Source organism: Agreia sp. PsM10, from assembly GCF_030433855.1.
GTDB lineage: Bacteria > Actinomycetota > Actinomycetes > Actinomycetales > Microbacteriaceae > Agreia.
This window is the reverse complement of the sequence record NZ_JARUXC010000009.1, coordinates 126197-141398: the sequence shown is the minus strand read 5'-3', so window position 1 is coordinate 141398 and position 15202 is coordinate 126197. Positions and strand designations below refer to the sequence as shown.

Sequence of the window (15202 nt, the reverse complement as noted above, 5' to 3'; positions counted from 1 at the left end):
GCATCTTCCACGACCTCACCACCGACCTCCGAACACCCCACATCACCACTTGACATCCATAGGACCATCCGGCGCACCCTACTGCGCCGGTCGAGTAGGCCGGCGCAGCTTTCTGCGCCGGTCGAGTAGGCCGCCCGCGGCCGTATCGAGACCACGTCACCCGGCGAACGGGTGCACCGGCGCTCCGCGCACGCCCACGTCGACCGAGTACGTGAGCCCGGCCAGCGGCTCCGTGCCCTCCTCGATGCCGTCGCGCGAGGTCGTCACGAGCAGGGTGCTCCCGTTCTCCCCGCCGAACGCGCACGAGGTCACGTTCGTGACGGGAAGCTCGAGCACATCGGTGAGAACTCCGGACGAGTCGTAGCGACGCACCGCACCGCCACCCCACATCGCTATCCACAGCCCGCCCTGCTCGTCGAGCGCCATTCCATCGGGCGAGCCATGCACATCCGAGAAATCGATGAACACGTCGCGGAGTCCGAACTCCCCGCGCTCGGCGTCGAACTCGTAGCCGTAGACCGCGTCGTCTGCGGAGTCGACGTGCACGCCCAGCGTGCCGTCGCGCATCCAGACCAGCCCGTTCGGAACCGTGACGTTCTCGAGCACGACGTGCACCGACAGGTCGGGGTCGAGCCGGTAGAGCGAGCCGGCTCCCGGCCGCGTGTCGTAGGCCATCGACCCGCAGAAGAGGCGCCCCGCGCTGTCGCAGGCGCCCTCGTTCATGCGCACCGACATGTCGCCGAACACGGGCACGCGCTGCTGCAGCTGCAGCTCGTCGTCGAGCAGTACGAAGCCGCGCTCGTCGGCCACCACGTAGCCGCCGCGGGTGCGTCGGCGGATGAGCGCGGCGACCTCGCCGATGTGCGTGCGCGACTGCTCCCCCGCCGGGTCGGTGATCACGTCGCCCGCGAGCATGTCGACATAGCGGAACACCTCGGCACGCGAGTCCCAGAACGCGCCCTCCCCATGGAATACCGACGCGAGCCCCGCCCACGTGCCCTGCATCGCCGACGATCCCGCGCTGTCGGAGCCAGCCATCATGAACCACCCAGTTCTGCGCCGTGCACATATAGGAATCGTCGGCGGCGAGCCACAGCACCGTGCGCACCACAGGGGCAGGCTACACGCGATCGGGCAGGTTTCCTCCGTCGCGCGGGCGCTCACGCCGATCGAGCAACCCGGCTCGCGCAGGTGGGCGCGCCGATCGAGTAGCCCGGCTCGCGCAGCAGCTCGCGCCGATCGAGCAACCCGGCTCGCGCAGCGAGCCGGGCGTATCGAGATCACCCACAGTGCAGACTTGAGGCATAGCCCCCTCACCCCGTGGAGTCCCATGTCTGAAGCAGTCGTCGTCACCGTCACTTTCCGCCCCGTCGAGGGCGCCAGAGACGAACTCGTGAAGGCCCTCTCGGCGGGCATCGCCGAGGTGCACACCGAAACCGGATGCGAGCTCTACGCAATTCACGACGCTCCCGACGGAACGATCATCATGCTCGAGAAGTGGAGCTCGGCGGCCGACCTCGAGGCCCACGGCTCCGGCGAGATCGTCGCACGCATGAACGCGACGCTCGTCGGCCTGCTCGAGTCGGCGCCCGAGATCACCCTGCTGTCGCCGATTCCCGCGGGGAGCAGCTACCAGGGCCAGCTCTGATGGCAGGCCAGAAAGCGGGCCACGAGCTCGTCATCGTCGGGGGTGTCTCGGGTTCGGGCAAGTCGACGGTCGGAGCCCTGCTCGCCCAGCGCCTCGAGGTTCCCTTCATCGACGCCGACTCGCTGCACCCCGAGGCGAACGTCACCAAGATGGCTGCCGGCCTGCCGCTCACCGATATCGATCGCGAGCCCTGGCTGGTACGCATCGGCGAGGTTCTGGCACAGCACGACTCCTCGGGTCTCGTTCTCGCGTGCTCGGCGCTCAAGCGCAGGTATCGAGACACGATCCGCGCGGTCGAGCCGTCGACCGTGTTCATCACCCTCTCCGGCCCTCGCGAACTGATCGCGTCACGCATGGGAGCACGCACCGACCACTTCATGCCGGCTTCCCTGCTCGACTCGCAGCTGGCCGCGTTCGAGCCCCTCGAGCCCGACGAGATCGGAGCAGACGTGTCGGTCGACGCGCACATCGACGACATCGTGGATGCCGCCGCGCGCGTCGTGCGCTCCGCCTGATGACTCCGGTCGTTCTGCTCGATCAGGTCGTGCATACCAACTACGGACAGTTCACCCTCGAGTGGGGCACCTCCGGCGATGCCTGGGACGGCGACGCCGACCGCTTCTTCGCTCACCAGCAGAACGGCTGGATCGGTGCCGCCGTCGAAGGAACCGTGGTCGTCATGCTTGCCCGCTACGGGGGCGGTTCTGCCATGCGGATCGAGCTGTGGCCAGAGGAACCGCGGACGGACGCCCCCTGGGAGGACTGCGTCGAGGTCTCGACCACTGTCGACCCCGGCGACGTCGTCGGCTGGGGCACCTGGGACTGGACGGAGAGTGGCACCCTGACCCTCCCGCCAGGCAGCTACCGCCTGCGCGCCAACGCCCGCGGGCGCGACGCGGGCCACGCAGGAGAATTCGACCCCGACGTCGTGGACTTCTACCTGCTGCAGTTCTGGCCGGCTCCCCCGCGTGCCGATGCAGTCGTGCGTTCGACGAGCGAGAACGCCGCGTACTGGAATGAGGCATGGGGCAACCGCCGCTCCTCGGCGTGAACTGCCCGAGTCGGCTACCACGGCCGACCCACCCTCTGCTGCCCTGCGGCGCGCGCCGGATTCTGCCGCCCGCGCCATCCGGGCTCGCGCACGTGCGGCTTGCCGTGGATCATCTCGAGCTGCCACGCCGAGGTGTGGATCGTGGCGTGGTGGAACGGGCACAGCAGCGCCAGGTTGTCGAGATCGGTTCTGCCCGCCAAGAAGCTGCTGCTGACCCACGGCACGACGTGGTGCGCCTGACATCGCGATGGCGGCACCCTGCACCCGGGAATCACGCAGCCCCCGTCGCGCGCGGCGAGGGCTCGTCGTTGTCGACGGCTGGCCAATCGTTTCGTCTTGCCTTGGTTCAGCACGCCACCGTCGGAGCCGAACAGCGTGACGATCATGTCGGAGTCGCACGCGAGCATCTCGACCGTGCTCATGGGCACCGGTTCGGTGCTGCCGTCGATCCAGCCGACGCCCCGCCTCGCCTCGAGGTCGCTCACTGAGACGTGCACGGTGATCGTGGGCGCGGATCCGTTAAGCCTCGATGCCGTGGGCGACGCGGCCGCCAGCTCGATGAGTGCCATCACCGCGTCGAGGAGCTTCTGCTCCGAGGTGCGCGTGTCGACGACGACATAGCCACCCGAGCCGGAGCCGCTACCGGTGTCACCATCCGAACCAGCAACCCCGCCCGCACCGCCACTCACGCCCGCATCACCGTCGCCCTCCGTCGGCGGCGGCGCCGGATCGGCCGTGCGTGGACTCAGAATCGAGTCGACGGCCGCGAGAAACGCCCCCAGTTGCAGAGGCGGCAGCGCGTACCGACCCCGAGCCATGCCGTCGGCGCCCACCTTCGGGTAGCTGAACCCGCGCAACTGCTGCTTGACGGCATCCCGAGGTTCGGCCCCGTCGGGGTCGAGATGCTCCCGGATGCGCGTCGCAAGTCGGGCGAGTTCGTCGACGGTGAATCGGCGGCCCGAGCCGGTGCGATCAGACTCGCCACCATCGGCCACCGATTCCTCAGCAGCCACGTCATCTGAAGCCGCAGTCTCAACCGCCGCATCGACCAGTCGCCGTTCGGCCTCGTCGACCGCCTCCGACCATCTGACGCGCGACACCACCTCTGTGAGAGTGCGGCAGATGACCGACGCCGCGTCGACACCGATACGGCCCGAGAACATGGCCCGCTCGACCGCCGGGAAACGACTGAGCTGCGGCAGCCCCGTGGGAGATGTGGCCGACCGCACCTGACGGCCCAGCGCCATGCGCGCGCCGGCCGTGCGCTCGGACACGTTCGCCGTGGCCGCGAGCAGTTTCTTGCCCGTCGCGAACCCGTGCCGGTAGGCGAGGCCGGCCGACTCGAGTTCGCGGCGCGATTCATGCTCGACCTGTGCTGCGGCCCAGACACGAGCAGCATCGGAGGCCCGACCGACGGCCTCCCACTCGTGCACGACACCCAGCAACTCGTCACCGGAGACGGCAGCCGCGGCAGCCGCCGCACCTGCAGCACCCGCGCGACTCACGCCGCGCTGATCAGCGAGCAGCTCGAGCAGGCGCTCGGCAATATCACCGAGGGATGCGTCGAGGAGGTCCATGCAAGAAGTCAAACACCAGCCACCGACATTGGGTCTGCGACGTCAAACAGCTTCCGACCAGCGCATTCACCTGTGGATAAGTCCTCCGAACTAGAGGCCTGTGGAGGAGAAGTCAGCTGTCGATCTCGATCCTGCCGCAGGCGGCCTACTCGATCGGCGCGACCCGGACTACCATCGGCCCATGCCCATCAAACTGGAGAACGTCGGCATCGCCGTGACCGACCTCGACGCCACGATCGCCTTCTTCACCGACCTCGGCCTCACGCTGGTCGGCCGCGACGAGGTCAGCGGCGAGTGGGCCGACACCGCCGTTGGCCTCGACGGCAACCATGCGAAGATCGCGATGCTCCAGACGCCGGATGGCCATGGCCGGCTCGAGCTGTTCGAGTACATCCACCCCGACGCGATCGACACGGCCCCCACTCTGCCGAACGAGATCGGCATGCACCGGGTCGCCTTCTCGGTCGACAGCATCGACGACGCCCTCGCGATCGCCGCGAAACACGGATGTCACCCGCTTCGCGGGGTGGCGGACTACGAGGGCGTCTACAAGCTCAGCTACGTGCGCGGCCCGAGCGGCATCATCGTGATGCTCGCGGAGGAGCTGCAGAAGAACTGACGAGCGCCCCCAGCTACCCCTTCAGCCCCGTCTGCGCGAGCCCCTCCACGAACTGCCGCTGCGCCAGCACGAACACCACGAGCACCGGCACCGCCGTCATCGTGGCCGCGGCCAGCTGCACGTTCCACATCTGCCCGCCATAGGCATCCGTGTACCGGGTCAACGCCTGGGGCAGGGTGAAGAGCTCGGGGCTCTGCAGGTAGACGGTGGGCTCGAGGTAGAGGTTCCACGTGTGCAGGAAAGTGAAGATCGCGACCGCGCCGAGCGATGCCTTGGCCAGCGGCATCGCGATGCGCCACCAGATCGCGGCCCGGCCGAGGCCGTCGAGCCGCGCCGCCTCTTCGAGCTCGACGGGCAGGGTCACGAAGTACTGCCTCATGATGAATGTGGCCAGCACGCTCGGCGCCCCGAAGGTGGTCACGAGCAGCAGCGGCCAGTGCGTGTTGACGAGCCCCAGCTGGTTGAAGATCTGGAACAGCGGCACGATGGTCACCTCCGACGGCACGAGCAGGCCGATCAGCACCACGAGGAACAGCGCGTTCACCCCGGGGAACCGGATGCGTGCGAACGCGTAGCCCGCCATCGCCGAGAAGAGCATGGTCGCCGCCGTCACCACGACCGCGATGTACATGCTGTTCCAGTACTGCAGCAGAAAAGGCTGCTCGGTGAACGCGTCGACATACGGCTGAATGGTCGGATGCTGCGGCCACAGCGTCGGGGGAAAGGCGAAGATCTCGCCGATCGGCTTGAATGACGAGGTGATCATCCACCAGGTCGGAAAGACGAACGGGATGGCGAGCAGGCTCATCCCGACGTAGAAGAGGGCCCGCAGCGCGGGACGGCGCCTAGTTTTCATAGTGAACCCATCGCTTTCTGAGTTGCCATTGCACGACGGTGAGGATGAGCACGATCACGAACAGCACGAGAGCCAGCGTCGAGCCGTAGCCGAAGCGGTGGAACTCGAACGCCTGCTGGAAGAGGTAGTAGACGAGCACGGTCGTCGAGATGCCCGGCCCGCCCTGGGTGAGCACGGCGATCTGCGCGAACACCTGCAGCGAGCCGACGATGGTGATGATCGTGGTGAGCAGGATCATCGGCGAGATGAGCGGAAGGGTGATGCGGCCGAAGGTGCGGAACGGGCCCGCCCCGTCGATCGCGGCCGCCTCGGTGATCTCCTTCGGAACGCCCTGCAGCGCCGAGAGGAAGAGAATCATGTTGAGGCCCACGTTCTTGAACACCTGCACGACGATCACGCTGAGCATCGCCGTCGGTCCCTCGCGCAGCCAGTTCGGCCCCTCGACGCCGACGAGCTGCAACAGCCCGTTGATGCCTCCGTCGTTCTGCAGCAGGAACCCCCAGACGATCGTCCAGGCCACGAGCGACACGACCACCGGCGAGAAGAAGAGGGTGCGGAAGAGCGTGATCGCGCGCGCCTTGCGGTTGAGCATCACCGCCAGCAGGAGGGCGATCGAGAGGTTGCCGATCACCAGGCCCACCGAGAAGATGCCGGTCGCCCCGAGCACGGGGGCGACCTTCGGGTCGGAGAACAGCCTCTCCACGTTCTCCGTGCCGACGAAGCGGAAGGTGTTCGCCAGCACGTTCCACTCGTGGAAGCTGTAGTAGAAGATGAGCACCAGCGGCAGCAGCACGAAGGCCACGATGCCGAGCACCTGCGGGGCCACGAAGAGGTAACCCACCAGATTGTCGTTGCCAGAGAGCGACCGGCGTCGACGCCGGGTGACCCGGGCCGCGCTGCGATCGGCAGCGCGACCCGAGCGGCCTGTACGACCTGTGCGACCCGCGGTCGCAGTCTCCCGCTCGAGGGTGTCGGTCACTGCTCGAGCAGGGGATCGATGGCGGCGCAGACGTCGCCGAGGGTGCCTTCGACGTCGGCATCCGCCACCCAGAGGGCGTCGAGGGCCGAGCGCACCTCCTGCTGGATCTCCGCCGAACCGGTGTGCGAGGGGCGCACCTGGCCGTCTTCGATGGCGGGCACCACGATGTCTCCGAGTTGCTCCTCGGTCAGCACGGGATTGGCCGCCGAGAGGGTGCCCGCGTCGAGCTGCGAGGTGCGAGCCGGCGGGAAGTACTGCGCCAGCTTCGCCGAGTTCTCTGGATTGGTGAAGTAGGCGATGAACTCGGCCGACTGCTCCGGGTGTTCCGCCTGGGCGAGCGCGCCCACCCCAGCCTGGCCGACGATCGAGTAGTCGCCATCCGGCCCCTCGGGCAGGGGCGCGAGCTCCCAGTTCTGGATGCCGGACTCGCCCAGCAGCGACGCTCGCGAGATCTGCGTCACGGTGAACGCGGCCTCGCCGGCGAAGAAGTCGGCCGCGGTTCCGGGACCGGGCATCGACTTCGCCGTGAAGGCGGCGTCGTGCAGGAAGGTGAAGGCGTCGACCATCTCGGGCGAGTCCATGGTGCAGGTGGTGCCGTCCTCCGACCAGGGCGCTGCACCCCAGCCGCCCCAGACGGTGGAGAGGTAGTCCCACTGCGTGTAGTCGAAGTCGCGCACCACGAAGCCGGCCTTGCCGGTGTTCGCGTTCACGGCGGAGCCGACCTCGGAGATCGACTCCCAGTTCCATCGGCCGTCGGCCTGCAGCTGGGACGCGGTGGGCTGTCCGGCCGCGGCGAGCAGATCGTCGTTCGCGAAGACCACGAACGGCGAGGTCGAGAACGGATACGCGGCCAGCTTGCCGTCGGCGTCGGTCCACAGTTCGGTGGCGCTGGGCGACAGGTCGTCGAGGTCGTAGCCCTTGGTTGCCTCAAGGGTGTCGTCGAGCGGAACCAGCGCGCCCGACGACACGAAGTCGGGAGCCGCGTTCTCGAGCACCCACGCCATGTCGGGCGGATTGCCGCCGGCCAGCTGAGTGGTGAGGGTGGTGGTGTAGCTCTCGAAGTCGAGCGGGTCGAAGGTGATGCTCTCCACCTCGGGGTGATCGGCGATGTACGCGTCGGCGATCTCGTCGAACAGCGCCAGCTGGTCCTCGTTCGAGGTCCAGACGGTCATTCTCAGCGACACCGGGGTGTCGTCGTCGGAGGCGCCCGCGGCGCATCCGCTCAAAACCAGGGCCGAGACCGCGAGTGCTGCCGTCGCGCTCAGCTTCATTGCTGACATTCTCATGTGCTGTTTCTCCTTAGTAACCGGTGACGTCGGGCCAGTGGAGCTCGACGCCCTGACGGGCGAGCTGTGATTGGAACTCTGCGAGCAGGGCGGGATCGGCCCGCACCTGCCGGGGGCTGAGGGAACGTTCGACGCAGAAGGCTGCGAGCGCGCCCGCCGATTCGCCGATGTTCCATTCGACGGGATGGAGCCGGAAGGCCCCGTTGGTGATGTGGGTGGTTCCGATGTTCTTGCCGGCCGGAATGACGTTGTCGACACGAACAGGGATGAGGGCGCCGAGCGGGATCTCGAACGGCGAGGAGGCGATGTCGAGATAGTTGTCGCCGCCCGTCGACGGGTGCAGGTCGATGCGGTACATGCCGACGCCCACGGTGTCGTCGTACTGCTTCGGCCTGCCGTGTCCACGCAGCTCGATCGACAGATCCTGCTCCACGACCGTGTACTCCGCCCGGATGCGGCGCGACTCGCGGATGTATGGGGCCTGGGCGAATCCGTCGTGCGTGCCCGTGACGTCGCCCCGCAGTCTGAGCCCCGGCCATCCGGTGCCCCCGTCGGGGCGGGGCGCCTCGGTCTGCAGCCAGTAGAGCATCGCGCGCGACTGCTGCTTGGCGGCCTCGAGGTGCTTCGACGGCTCGGGGCCGGTGAGGGTGCCTCCGATGTAGTCGATCATCGGCCAGTTCACCAGCACGATGTCGCTGTCGATGGTGCCCGGCTCGAGAAGACGACGGGCGAGGATGCGACGGAAGGTCCACAGCTCGCGGTCGCCGCCCTCGGCGCGCTGGTCGGCGAGCTGCGCGAGCGGGTCGTCATCGATGGTGGGGGTGAAGGTGCGCGTGAAGATCTCGAGCGTGCGGGGGTCGGGGCCGGTGAGCGAGATCATCGGCGCGCCCCAGAACTCGGGCTGCAGCGTGCGCCACCGGTCGTAGTCGTCGGGGCGATCGATCGTGTGGTCTTCGCCCTCGATGTGGTCGATCACGAAGCACCAGCTGAAGGCCTGCTGATTCTCGGGCTGCGCCTCCTCGGGCGCGCTCGGCTCCGCCGTGTCGTGCCGCGACTCGAATCCGGTGACGTGCTCGATGTTCGCGAGCGGCAGCAGCTCGCCGGTCTCGGTCGCGTCGAGCACGATGGTTCCGCTGAGCGTGGTGCGGATGCCGTGGGTCGCGTCTTCGACGTCGACCGACGTCACGAGGTCGCCGTCGCGCACGGCGGCCACCGCACGCACGCCGTGCAGCACGCGCAGCCTGCCCGACGAGATGTGCGGCGCGAGCAGTCCGTCGATGACCGCGACTGCGGCGCGGGGTTCGGCGCACATGCGGCTCACGAGTCCGGCGCCCGGGTTGAGCGTCGGCTCGCGGCGCGCGGCCGCCGTGAGCGGATAGAGGCGGCGGTAGTGGTCTCGGATTCCGTCGCGCAGTTCGCGGTAGCTCCGGGTGGCGCCGAACTGCTCGATCCACGTGTGCTCGTCGAGCGGAACCGCCTGGCTCGTCAGCTGGCCGCCGAGCCACGGGTACTCCTCGGTCATGATCACGGTTCGTCCCCGGCGCAGGGCCGAGAGCGCGGCGGCCACTCCTCCGAGTCCACCGCCGATGATCAGCACGTCGGCGTGCTGCTGCGCGGTCACTTGGTGCCCTCGTTGGAAGGTGACGCGCTGCGGGGCGCGGCGATGCGGGGCGCGGCGATGCGGGGTGCCGCAAGGGTCGCGCCGTCGATGATCGAGCATTCGAGCAGGCTGCGCATCTCGAGATCGGATGGCGTCTCGTCGGGGTCGAGGATGCGCGAGAGCAGGTGTACGGCGCGTTCGCCGAGTTCGGCCCGGGGCGGGTTGAGCCGGGTGAAGTCGACGTCGTCGGGCGTGAGTCGCGGAGACGATCCGAGCACCACGATGCTGAGTTCGCCTGGAACGTCGACGCCATCACGCTCGGCCGCCTCGTAGAGAGCGGACGCGACATCCGGCGACTCGACGATGAGCAGGGTCGGGGCGAAGGCCCGGATGGCGGCCCAGTCGTCGGCGACCGTGGCGAGGGTGCCGATGCGGCTCTCGATCGCGACCGCGCGATCGGCCGTGCCCATCCGCACGCCTTCGAGTCGGTCGCGCACCGACTCGCCGTCGCTGCCGACCCGGTGGTAGAAGACGCGCTCGTGGCCGAGGTCGAGGGCGCGGTTCACCAGGCTCCGCGTGGCAGACGAGTAGTCGATTCCGACGTAGGGGATGCCGGGCGTCTCGCGGCGACCGACCGCGACCACGCGGTAGCCGCCGTCGACGAGGCGCTCGAGTTCGTGGGAGTCCATCTCGACACCGAGCAGGAGCACACCGTCTGCGAGCAGCAGGCGGTTCTGCTCGTGGAAGAGCTGGCGGCGGCCGTCGACGACCGGGGTGCTCGTGAAGAGCAGCAGGTCGCTGCCGAGCTTCTCTGCGCCGGCCTCGATGCCCGCGAGCAACGGAGTGTAGAAGTCGAGGCTGCGGGTGGGGAACGCCGGCTCGTAGGTGAAGACGCCGAGTATGCGGTTGTCGGCTCCCGCCAGGCGTCGGGCGGAGGGGTCGGCCACGTACTTCGTCTCCTCGATCACCCGGAGGACGCGTGCCCGGGTCTCCTCGGGAATGCGGATGCCCTCGTCGGTGCGTCCGTTCAGAACGAGCGAGACGGTGGCCTGACTCACGCCGGCGAGTTCGGCGATCTGTCGCTGGGTGACCCGGCCGTTGACGGCACGTGACATGAGAGGACTCCTTTGGATCTCGGGGCGACCGGTGCTGGTAATACGCATTATCCGGTCGAGAGTCGACAGTAATACGCATTATCACAGTTGCGCAAGTAGGAGTTTCCGATCGAGACCGGCTGGTGACCAGCGGGGGCCGTCACTAATTCAGGAGGAGAGCGTCACCGCCGCCATAATCCACGCGGCCTCGCTCTCCTCCTGAATTAGTGACACCAGGCACCGCCCTGCGCCCACCGAATGGAAGCGCGACTCAGGCCCAACCCCTCTGAGCCGATGGAGTAGCTGTGCGATTCAGCTCCCCCCTGCGCTGATCGAGTAGCAGCGCGACGAAGGAGCCGGCGTATCGAGATCACCCGCGCCGGAGCCCTCAGATCCGCGGCGCCGCTCCGGGCCCCTCGCCGGAGGGTGCGGGAGGCTGCTCCGCCGCCTGCCCTTGGCTCCGACGATTGGAAGCCCTGACGAGGAAGTAGATGCCGAGTCCCGCCCCGACCGCCAACACGACGAGTACGACGAAGAACACCATCAAGATGATCGTGAGCGGGTCCATGCACTCATGTTAGACATGCGCCGCCGTCACCCGCCGATCGAGCTCGCCTCCTGCGCCGATACCCACTCGCCCTCGTGCGCGCTTGCCCGCGCGACGAAGGAGCCGGCGCATCGACATCACCCCGCCAGAACCCGCCGCCGCGCCAGCCACGCAACGACAGCCCCGAGCCCCACCGCCACAAGGACGCCCCCGACCACTCCGCCGGCAAAGCTCGCCACGGTCACGCCCACAACAACCCCCGAAAGAATCACCGCGTCGGCCTGCCACGCGGCCACGACCAGGGCCGACGCATCCCCCGCCGGCGTCGGCACCGGAGCCATCAACGCCAGCGGCAACGGCCCCTTCGCCGAGTCGTACACGCGCACGAGAACAAGCAGCATCACGCACAGCACGGCAGCCGCGAGCGCCGGCCAGACAACACCGACACCAATACCAACGCCGCCACCAACACCAACACCAACACCAACACCGCCACCGCCACCGCCCGGAACACCGCCCAACACCATTCCCCCGACGCCGACGCCCACCCCCGAGAACACCACGCCTCCGACAACAGGCAGCGCCGCGTGCAGCCCGAGCAGCCGCAGCGTCGACACCCCGTACAGCGGAGGCGCCGCCGCCACCTCGGCCACGTGCCTGAACCCGTCGCTCCACACGCCCAGCGCGAGGAACCCCGCAATCGCCGCCGCACACGCCGCAATCCACACCCCGGGCCCGGATGCGCCCACCGCGACCGTGATCAGCAGACCGAACCCGAGGCATCCGGCACAGGCGAGCGCGAAGCGCGCCGGTGTGCGCAGCGAGCCCACCAGGTCGCGCCGCGCGAACATCAGCGCCAGCCCGCCGCCGCCGCCGATCGCGGCGAGGCCTCGTCCGCGCCGGGGCACCGCCCTGAACTCCCCCATCGCCATCGCGAGGTCGCCCGTGAAGGCGAGCGTTCCGGCGGTCTGCCAGCGCTGAGCCTGCGACAGCAACACGGGTCCGCGCAGCCCGTCGAGCAGCAACGGAGCCACCGCGATCGCCGCCGCGGCCAAAACCCCGAGCCCCGCCAACGCGCCCCAGCCGAGCGCCGCGCCAGCCGCGAGCCCGCCCGCCGGAAACAGCGACGCGAACCACCCCCACGGCAGCACTGCGGAACTCCCGGGCACCGCCACCCACACGACCCACGTCGCCAGCACGCCCACGACGATCCACGCGCGAACCGCAGCCGTCGCGCGCTGGCCGAGCAGCCAGCATCCACCGCACACCACGCCCACCAGCGCGCCGGCCCCCGCGAACGCGAGCGCCCCACCCACCGTGGCATCCCCCACGCCCGCCACCACCAGCGCGGGAAGCAGCGCGATCCCCGCGCCCGCCACCGCGAGCGCCAGCACGCTGCGCACGACCGGCCCCAGCAGGGTGCGGCGACGCGGATGCCCGCCGCCGGCCACCGCAAAGATCAGAAACGGTGACAGCAGGGCCGGCCCGCGAACTCCGCCGAGCGCCACGAACGCGGCGCACGCGAGCGCGAAGACGGTGCCGCTCACAGTCGGCCCCACGTCGACGAGCACAGCGGATGCCGCGGGCTCGGCCAGGTAGAGAACGACGGCTCGCACGATGGGCACGCCGACGATCGCCGCCACCATCACGCCCGCGTAGACGGCGTAGACCACGTCGCCGCGCGAGCTGCCCTCGGCCCGCGCACGTCTGATCGTGCGGACGGCTCGCAGTGAGCGGGCGGTCTCGCGACTCACGCGTCGGAGCCTGAGGAGTCTGACGAGTCAGAGGTGTCTGACGAGTCGGAGCCCGCGTCTCCCCCGTCGCCGCCCAACCGAAGGATCCGACTCGCGATGGCCTGCCTCAGCACGACGCTGTGCGTCGCGAACACCACGGTGCGCCCCGCCGCGATCTCCTCTCGCAGAACGTCGATCACGATGCCGAGCCGGTCGGGGTCGAGGCGCTGCTCGGGCTCGTCGAGCACCAGCACCTCATACGGACGCACCACCGCGAGCGCCAGCGCGAACAACTGCGACTGCCCCGACGACAGCTCGTGCGGAAACCTGCGTCGAAGCGCGGTCAGTTGCCACCGCTCGAGCTCGGCGGCCGCGCGCTCCCGGGCCTCGTCGACCGAGGATCCCCACGACGCCGCGACCAGGGCGAGATGCTCCTCAAGGGTGAGGTCACGAGCCACGGGAGGCCGCCCGATCGACCCGCTGACAACGCGCCGAAACGCGGGGCTGCGCTCGTCGACGGGTGCCCCGTGGATGCGCGCGGCTCCCGAGGTCGGACGAGCGAGCCCGGCGAGAATCCGCAGCAGGGTGGTCTTGCCAGAGCCGTTCGACCCGGTGACGGCGAGCGCTTCGCCCGCGGCAAGCCGAATCGACGTCGGCTGAAGAAGAGCCACGTCGTCGATCGACAGCCTCAGCTTGCTTGCTTCGATTGCGTTGCTCACGTATCGAGTCTTGCAGAGCCGATGCGGAGGCTCCTGCCACGCTGTTACCAATTCAGGAGGAGAGCGTCACCGCCGCCACTATCCACACGACGACGCTCACCTCCTGAATACGTCACGCAGAGCTACCGCACGACGTGTTCTGTCCGCGCGACGCTACTGGTCGAAGCGGGCGCCGGCCGGCACGGGCGCCGTCAGCGTGAAGACGAGCAGAATGATGCCGCCGACGAAGGGCACGAGCCCAATGAGGATCCACCAGGCACTGTGATCGGTGTCGTGCAGCCGGCGGGCCAGCAGCGCAAGGCCGGGCACGATGGTGGCGAGGGCCCACAGTCCCCAGATCACCCAGACGATCACCGCCAGTGTGCGCGGAGTCGCATAAGTCTGGTCCATCTGAAGGCCGTAGCCACCGGCCCCGAACGACAGCACGTTGAAGACGATGCCGACGATGGCTGAAACGAGGTACCACCACCAGTACTCGCTGCGACTGGCCCGCCCGCTGAACGTCGCATACTTCTTCCAGAACCGGGCGACGGCGGCACCGAACGGAGCGTTGTAATACGGGGCCGCGAGCGGCACTGCGGAAGCTGGAGTGGTCATGGAGTTCCCTCGGGTCTTTCGACGGGGCATCCCCTGGCCCCTAGCTGGCCATCTTGCGACATGACGCCGCAGGGCACTATCCCCTTTACGGGGGCAGACCTTACTTCACGCTCCCCTGCGTCAGCCCTCCGATCAGCCACTTCTGCATGAGCAGCGCCAGCACGTACTCGGGGATAATTCGCGATGGCGGCGCTGGCGTGCCCTAGGGCTGTCGCTGGGTGGGCAGAGGATCCGGAGCAGGGTTGTCGAAGACCTCTCCGTTCTCCGACCCGACGGTCGTGACCGTATAGGGGCTCAGGTTGAGAGTGTCGCCGACGTACAGCTCGAACGCTCCGTTGCGGCGTACCTGGTTCAGCGCATTCATGTAGTCCGGATGCAGACAGAACCGATCGGCGACGTCCGCCCAGAGGTCGTCGGGCGCAACGATGTACGCGACCGGACGCCCCTCGTCGTCGAGCATCGCTTCGCCCGATGCGTTCGCCTGAGCGCCGAGATCCACGGGAATGCGAAGCCGATTGCCGCCGAGGGTGGCACGCAACGGTGTGTCGGCCGACCAGGGTTCGTACAGAATTGGCGACCCGCATACATCTGTCGCTGTAGACGAATCCGTCGAAGTTGCCTGGTGGTCGTCGGACGACGGGGTGGCCGTCGGGATCACACTCGTCGTCGGCGAGCCCACCTGCGAGAGATCCGTCGAATTCGGCGCGGTCACGCATCCGGCCAGGCCGAGCGCGAGGAACAGGCCCACGCACAGTGGCGCAAGCGCCCGTCTCTCTCCGGCGCGATGCGCATCGCAGCGTTCTCGTCTGGCCTCCATTCCCACACCTTGCCACCGCGCGCCTGCCTGCGCAGCACCTCCATGAGACCCCGCGTCCACTCAAATGCCCCGCTCATAA

The 15202-nt window shown here is 68.6% G+C and carries 16 protein-coding genes; 4 read left to right on the top strand and 12 right to left on the bottom strand.

The genetic code is table 11. From position 1 onward, the window contains the following. Positions 1 to 156: 156 nt before the first annotated feature. A complete protein-coding gene (locus tag QCD70_RS12870; RefSeq protein WP_301216837.1) occupies positions 157 to 1041 on the bottom strand; it encodes an SMP-30/gluconolactonase/LRE family protein in 885 nt (294 codons plus the stop codon). 289 nt (positions 1042 to 1330) lie between these two features. Here QCD70_RS12870 and QCD70_RS12865 point away from each other — a divergent pair, with 289 nt between their 5' ends. The 3 genes from QCD70_RS12865 to QCD70_RS12855 are packed head-to-tail and all read left to right on the top strand — an operon-like array spanning position 1331 to position 2699. Then, positions 1331 to 1648, top strand: a complete 318-nt coding sequence (locus QCD70_RS12865) for a putative quinol monooxygenase (protein WP_055925978.1) — start codon at positions 1331 to 1333, stop codon at positions 1646 to 1648. Further along, positions 1648 to 2163, top strand: a complete 516-nt coding sequence (locus tag QCD70_RS12860; protein ID WP_301216833.1) for a gluconokinase — start codon at positions 1648 to 1650, stop codon at positions 2161 to 2163. Before QCD70_RS12865 ends, QCD70_RS12860 begins: the two co-directional genes overlap by 1 nt. After that, positions 2163 to 2699 carry a hypothetical protein gene (locus tag QCD70_RS12855; RefSeq protein WP_301216831.1) on the top strand — a complete coding sequence of 179 codons (537 nt, stop codon included), beginning with the start codon at positions 2163 to 2165 and terminating at the stop codon, positions 2697 to 2699. Before QCD70_RS12860 ends, QCD70_RS12855 begins: the two co-directional genes overlap by 1 nt. A 14-nt stretch (positions 2700 to 2713) precedes the next feature. Here QCD70_RS12855 and QCD70_RS12850 read toward each other — a convergent pair whose 3' ends face one another. Continuing rightward, a complete protein-coding gene (locus QCD70_RS12850) occupies positions 2714 to 4276 on the bottom strand; it encodes an HNH endonuclease signature motif containing protein (protein ID WP_301216829.1) in 1563 nt (520 codons plus the stop codon). A 181-nt stretch (positions 4277 to 4457) separates the two neighbouring features. Between QCD70_RS12850 and QCD70_RS12845 the strand changes: the two genes are divergently transcribed. After that, a complete protein-coding gene (locus tag QCD70_RS12845) occupies positions 4458 to 4895 on the top strand; it encodes a VOC family protein (RefSeq protein ID WP_301216827.1) in 438 nt (145 codons plus the stop codon). A 13-nt stretch (positions 4896 to 4908) separates the two neighbouring features. Here QCD70_RS12845 and QCD70_RS12840 read toward each other — a convergent pair whose 3' ends face one another. The 10 genes from QCD70_RS12840 to QCD70_RS12795 form a co-directional block, all read right to left on the bottom strand. Beyond that, positions 4909 to 5751: a carbohydrate ABC transporter permease gene (locus QCD70_RS12840; protein ID WP_301216825.1), complete on the bottom strand. Its 843-nt coding sequence runs from the start codon at positions 5749 to 5751 to the stop codon at positions 4909 to 4911. Beyond that, positions 5741 to 6730 (bottom strand): carbohydrate ABC transporter permease, encoded by a 990-nt coding sequence (locus QCD70_RS12835; RefSeq protein ID WP_301216823.1) that lies wholly within the window; start codon positions 6728 to 6730, stop codon positions 5741 to 5743. The genes QCD70_RS12840 and QCD70_RS12835 overlap by 11 nt, the downstream gene beginning before the upstream one ends. Further along, complete coding sequence (locus QCD70_RS12830; RefSeq protein WP_301216821.1) at positions 6727 to 8016, bottom strand: ABC transporter substrate-binding protein; 1290 nt, start codon at positions 8014 to 8016, stop codon at positions 6727 to 6729. Before QCD70_RS12830 ends, QCD70_RS12835 begins: the two co-directional genes overlap by 4 nt. Before the next feature lie 13 nt (positions 8017 to 8029). After that, positions 8030 to 9637 (bottom strand): FAD-dependent oxidoreductase, encoded by a 1608-nt coding sequence (locus QCD70_RS12825; RefSeq protein ID WP_301216819.1) that lies wholly within the window; start codon positions 9635 to 9637, stop codon positions 8030 to 8032. Continuing rightward, a complete protein-coding gene (locus tag QCD70_RS12820; RefSeq protein WP_301216817.1) occupies positions 9634 to 10731 on the bottom strand; it encodes a LacI family DNA-binding transcriptional regulator in 1098 nt (365 codons plus the stop codon). Before QCD70_RS12820 ends, QCD70_RS12825 begins: the two co-directional genes overlap by 4 nt. Before the next feature lie 367 nt (positions 10732 to 11098). Next, positions 11099 to 11278 carry a hypothetical protein gene (locus tag QCD70_RS12815; RefSeq protein WP_301216815.1) on the bottom strand — a complete coding sequence of 60 codons (180 nt, stop codon included), beginning with the start codon at positions 11276 to 11278 and terminating at the stop codon, positions 11099 to 11101. A 116-nt stretch (positions 11279 to 11394) separates the two neighbouring features. Further along, positions 11395 to 13011 carry a hypothetical protein gene (locus QCD70_RS12810; RefSeq protein ID WP_301216813.1) on the bottom strand — a complete coding sequence of 539 codons (1617 nt, stop codon included), beginning with the start codon at positions 13009 to 13011 and terminating at the stop codon, positions 11395 to 11397. Next, positions 13008 to 13709, bottom strand: a complete 702-nt coding sequence (locus QCD70_RS12805; protein WP_301216811.1) for an ABC transporter ATP-binding protein — start codon at positions 13707 to 13709, stop codon at positions 13008 to 13010. Before QCD70_RS12805 ends, QCD70_RS12810 begins: the two co-directional genes overlap by 4 nt. 153 nt (positions 13710 to 13862) lie before the next feature. Continuing rightward, positions 13863 to 14306 carry a DUF805 domain-containing protein gene (locus QCD70_RS12800; protein WP_055925908.1) on the bottom strand — a complete coding sequence of 148 codons (444 nt, stop codon included), beginning with the start codon at positions 14304 to 14306 and terminating at the stop codon, positions 13863 to 13865. A gap of 202 nt (positions 14307 to 14508) precedes the next feature. Continuing rightward, entirely contained in the window at positions 14509 to 15123 is a 615-nt protein-coding gene (locus QCD70_RS12795; RefSeq protein WP_301216807.1) for a hypothetical protein, read from the bottom strand. Between the last annotated feature and the right edge of the window lie 79 nt (positions 15124 to 15202).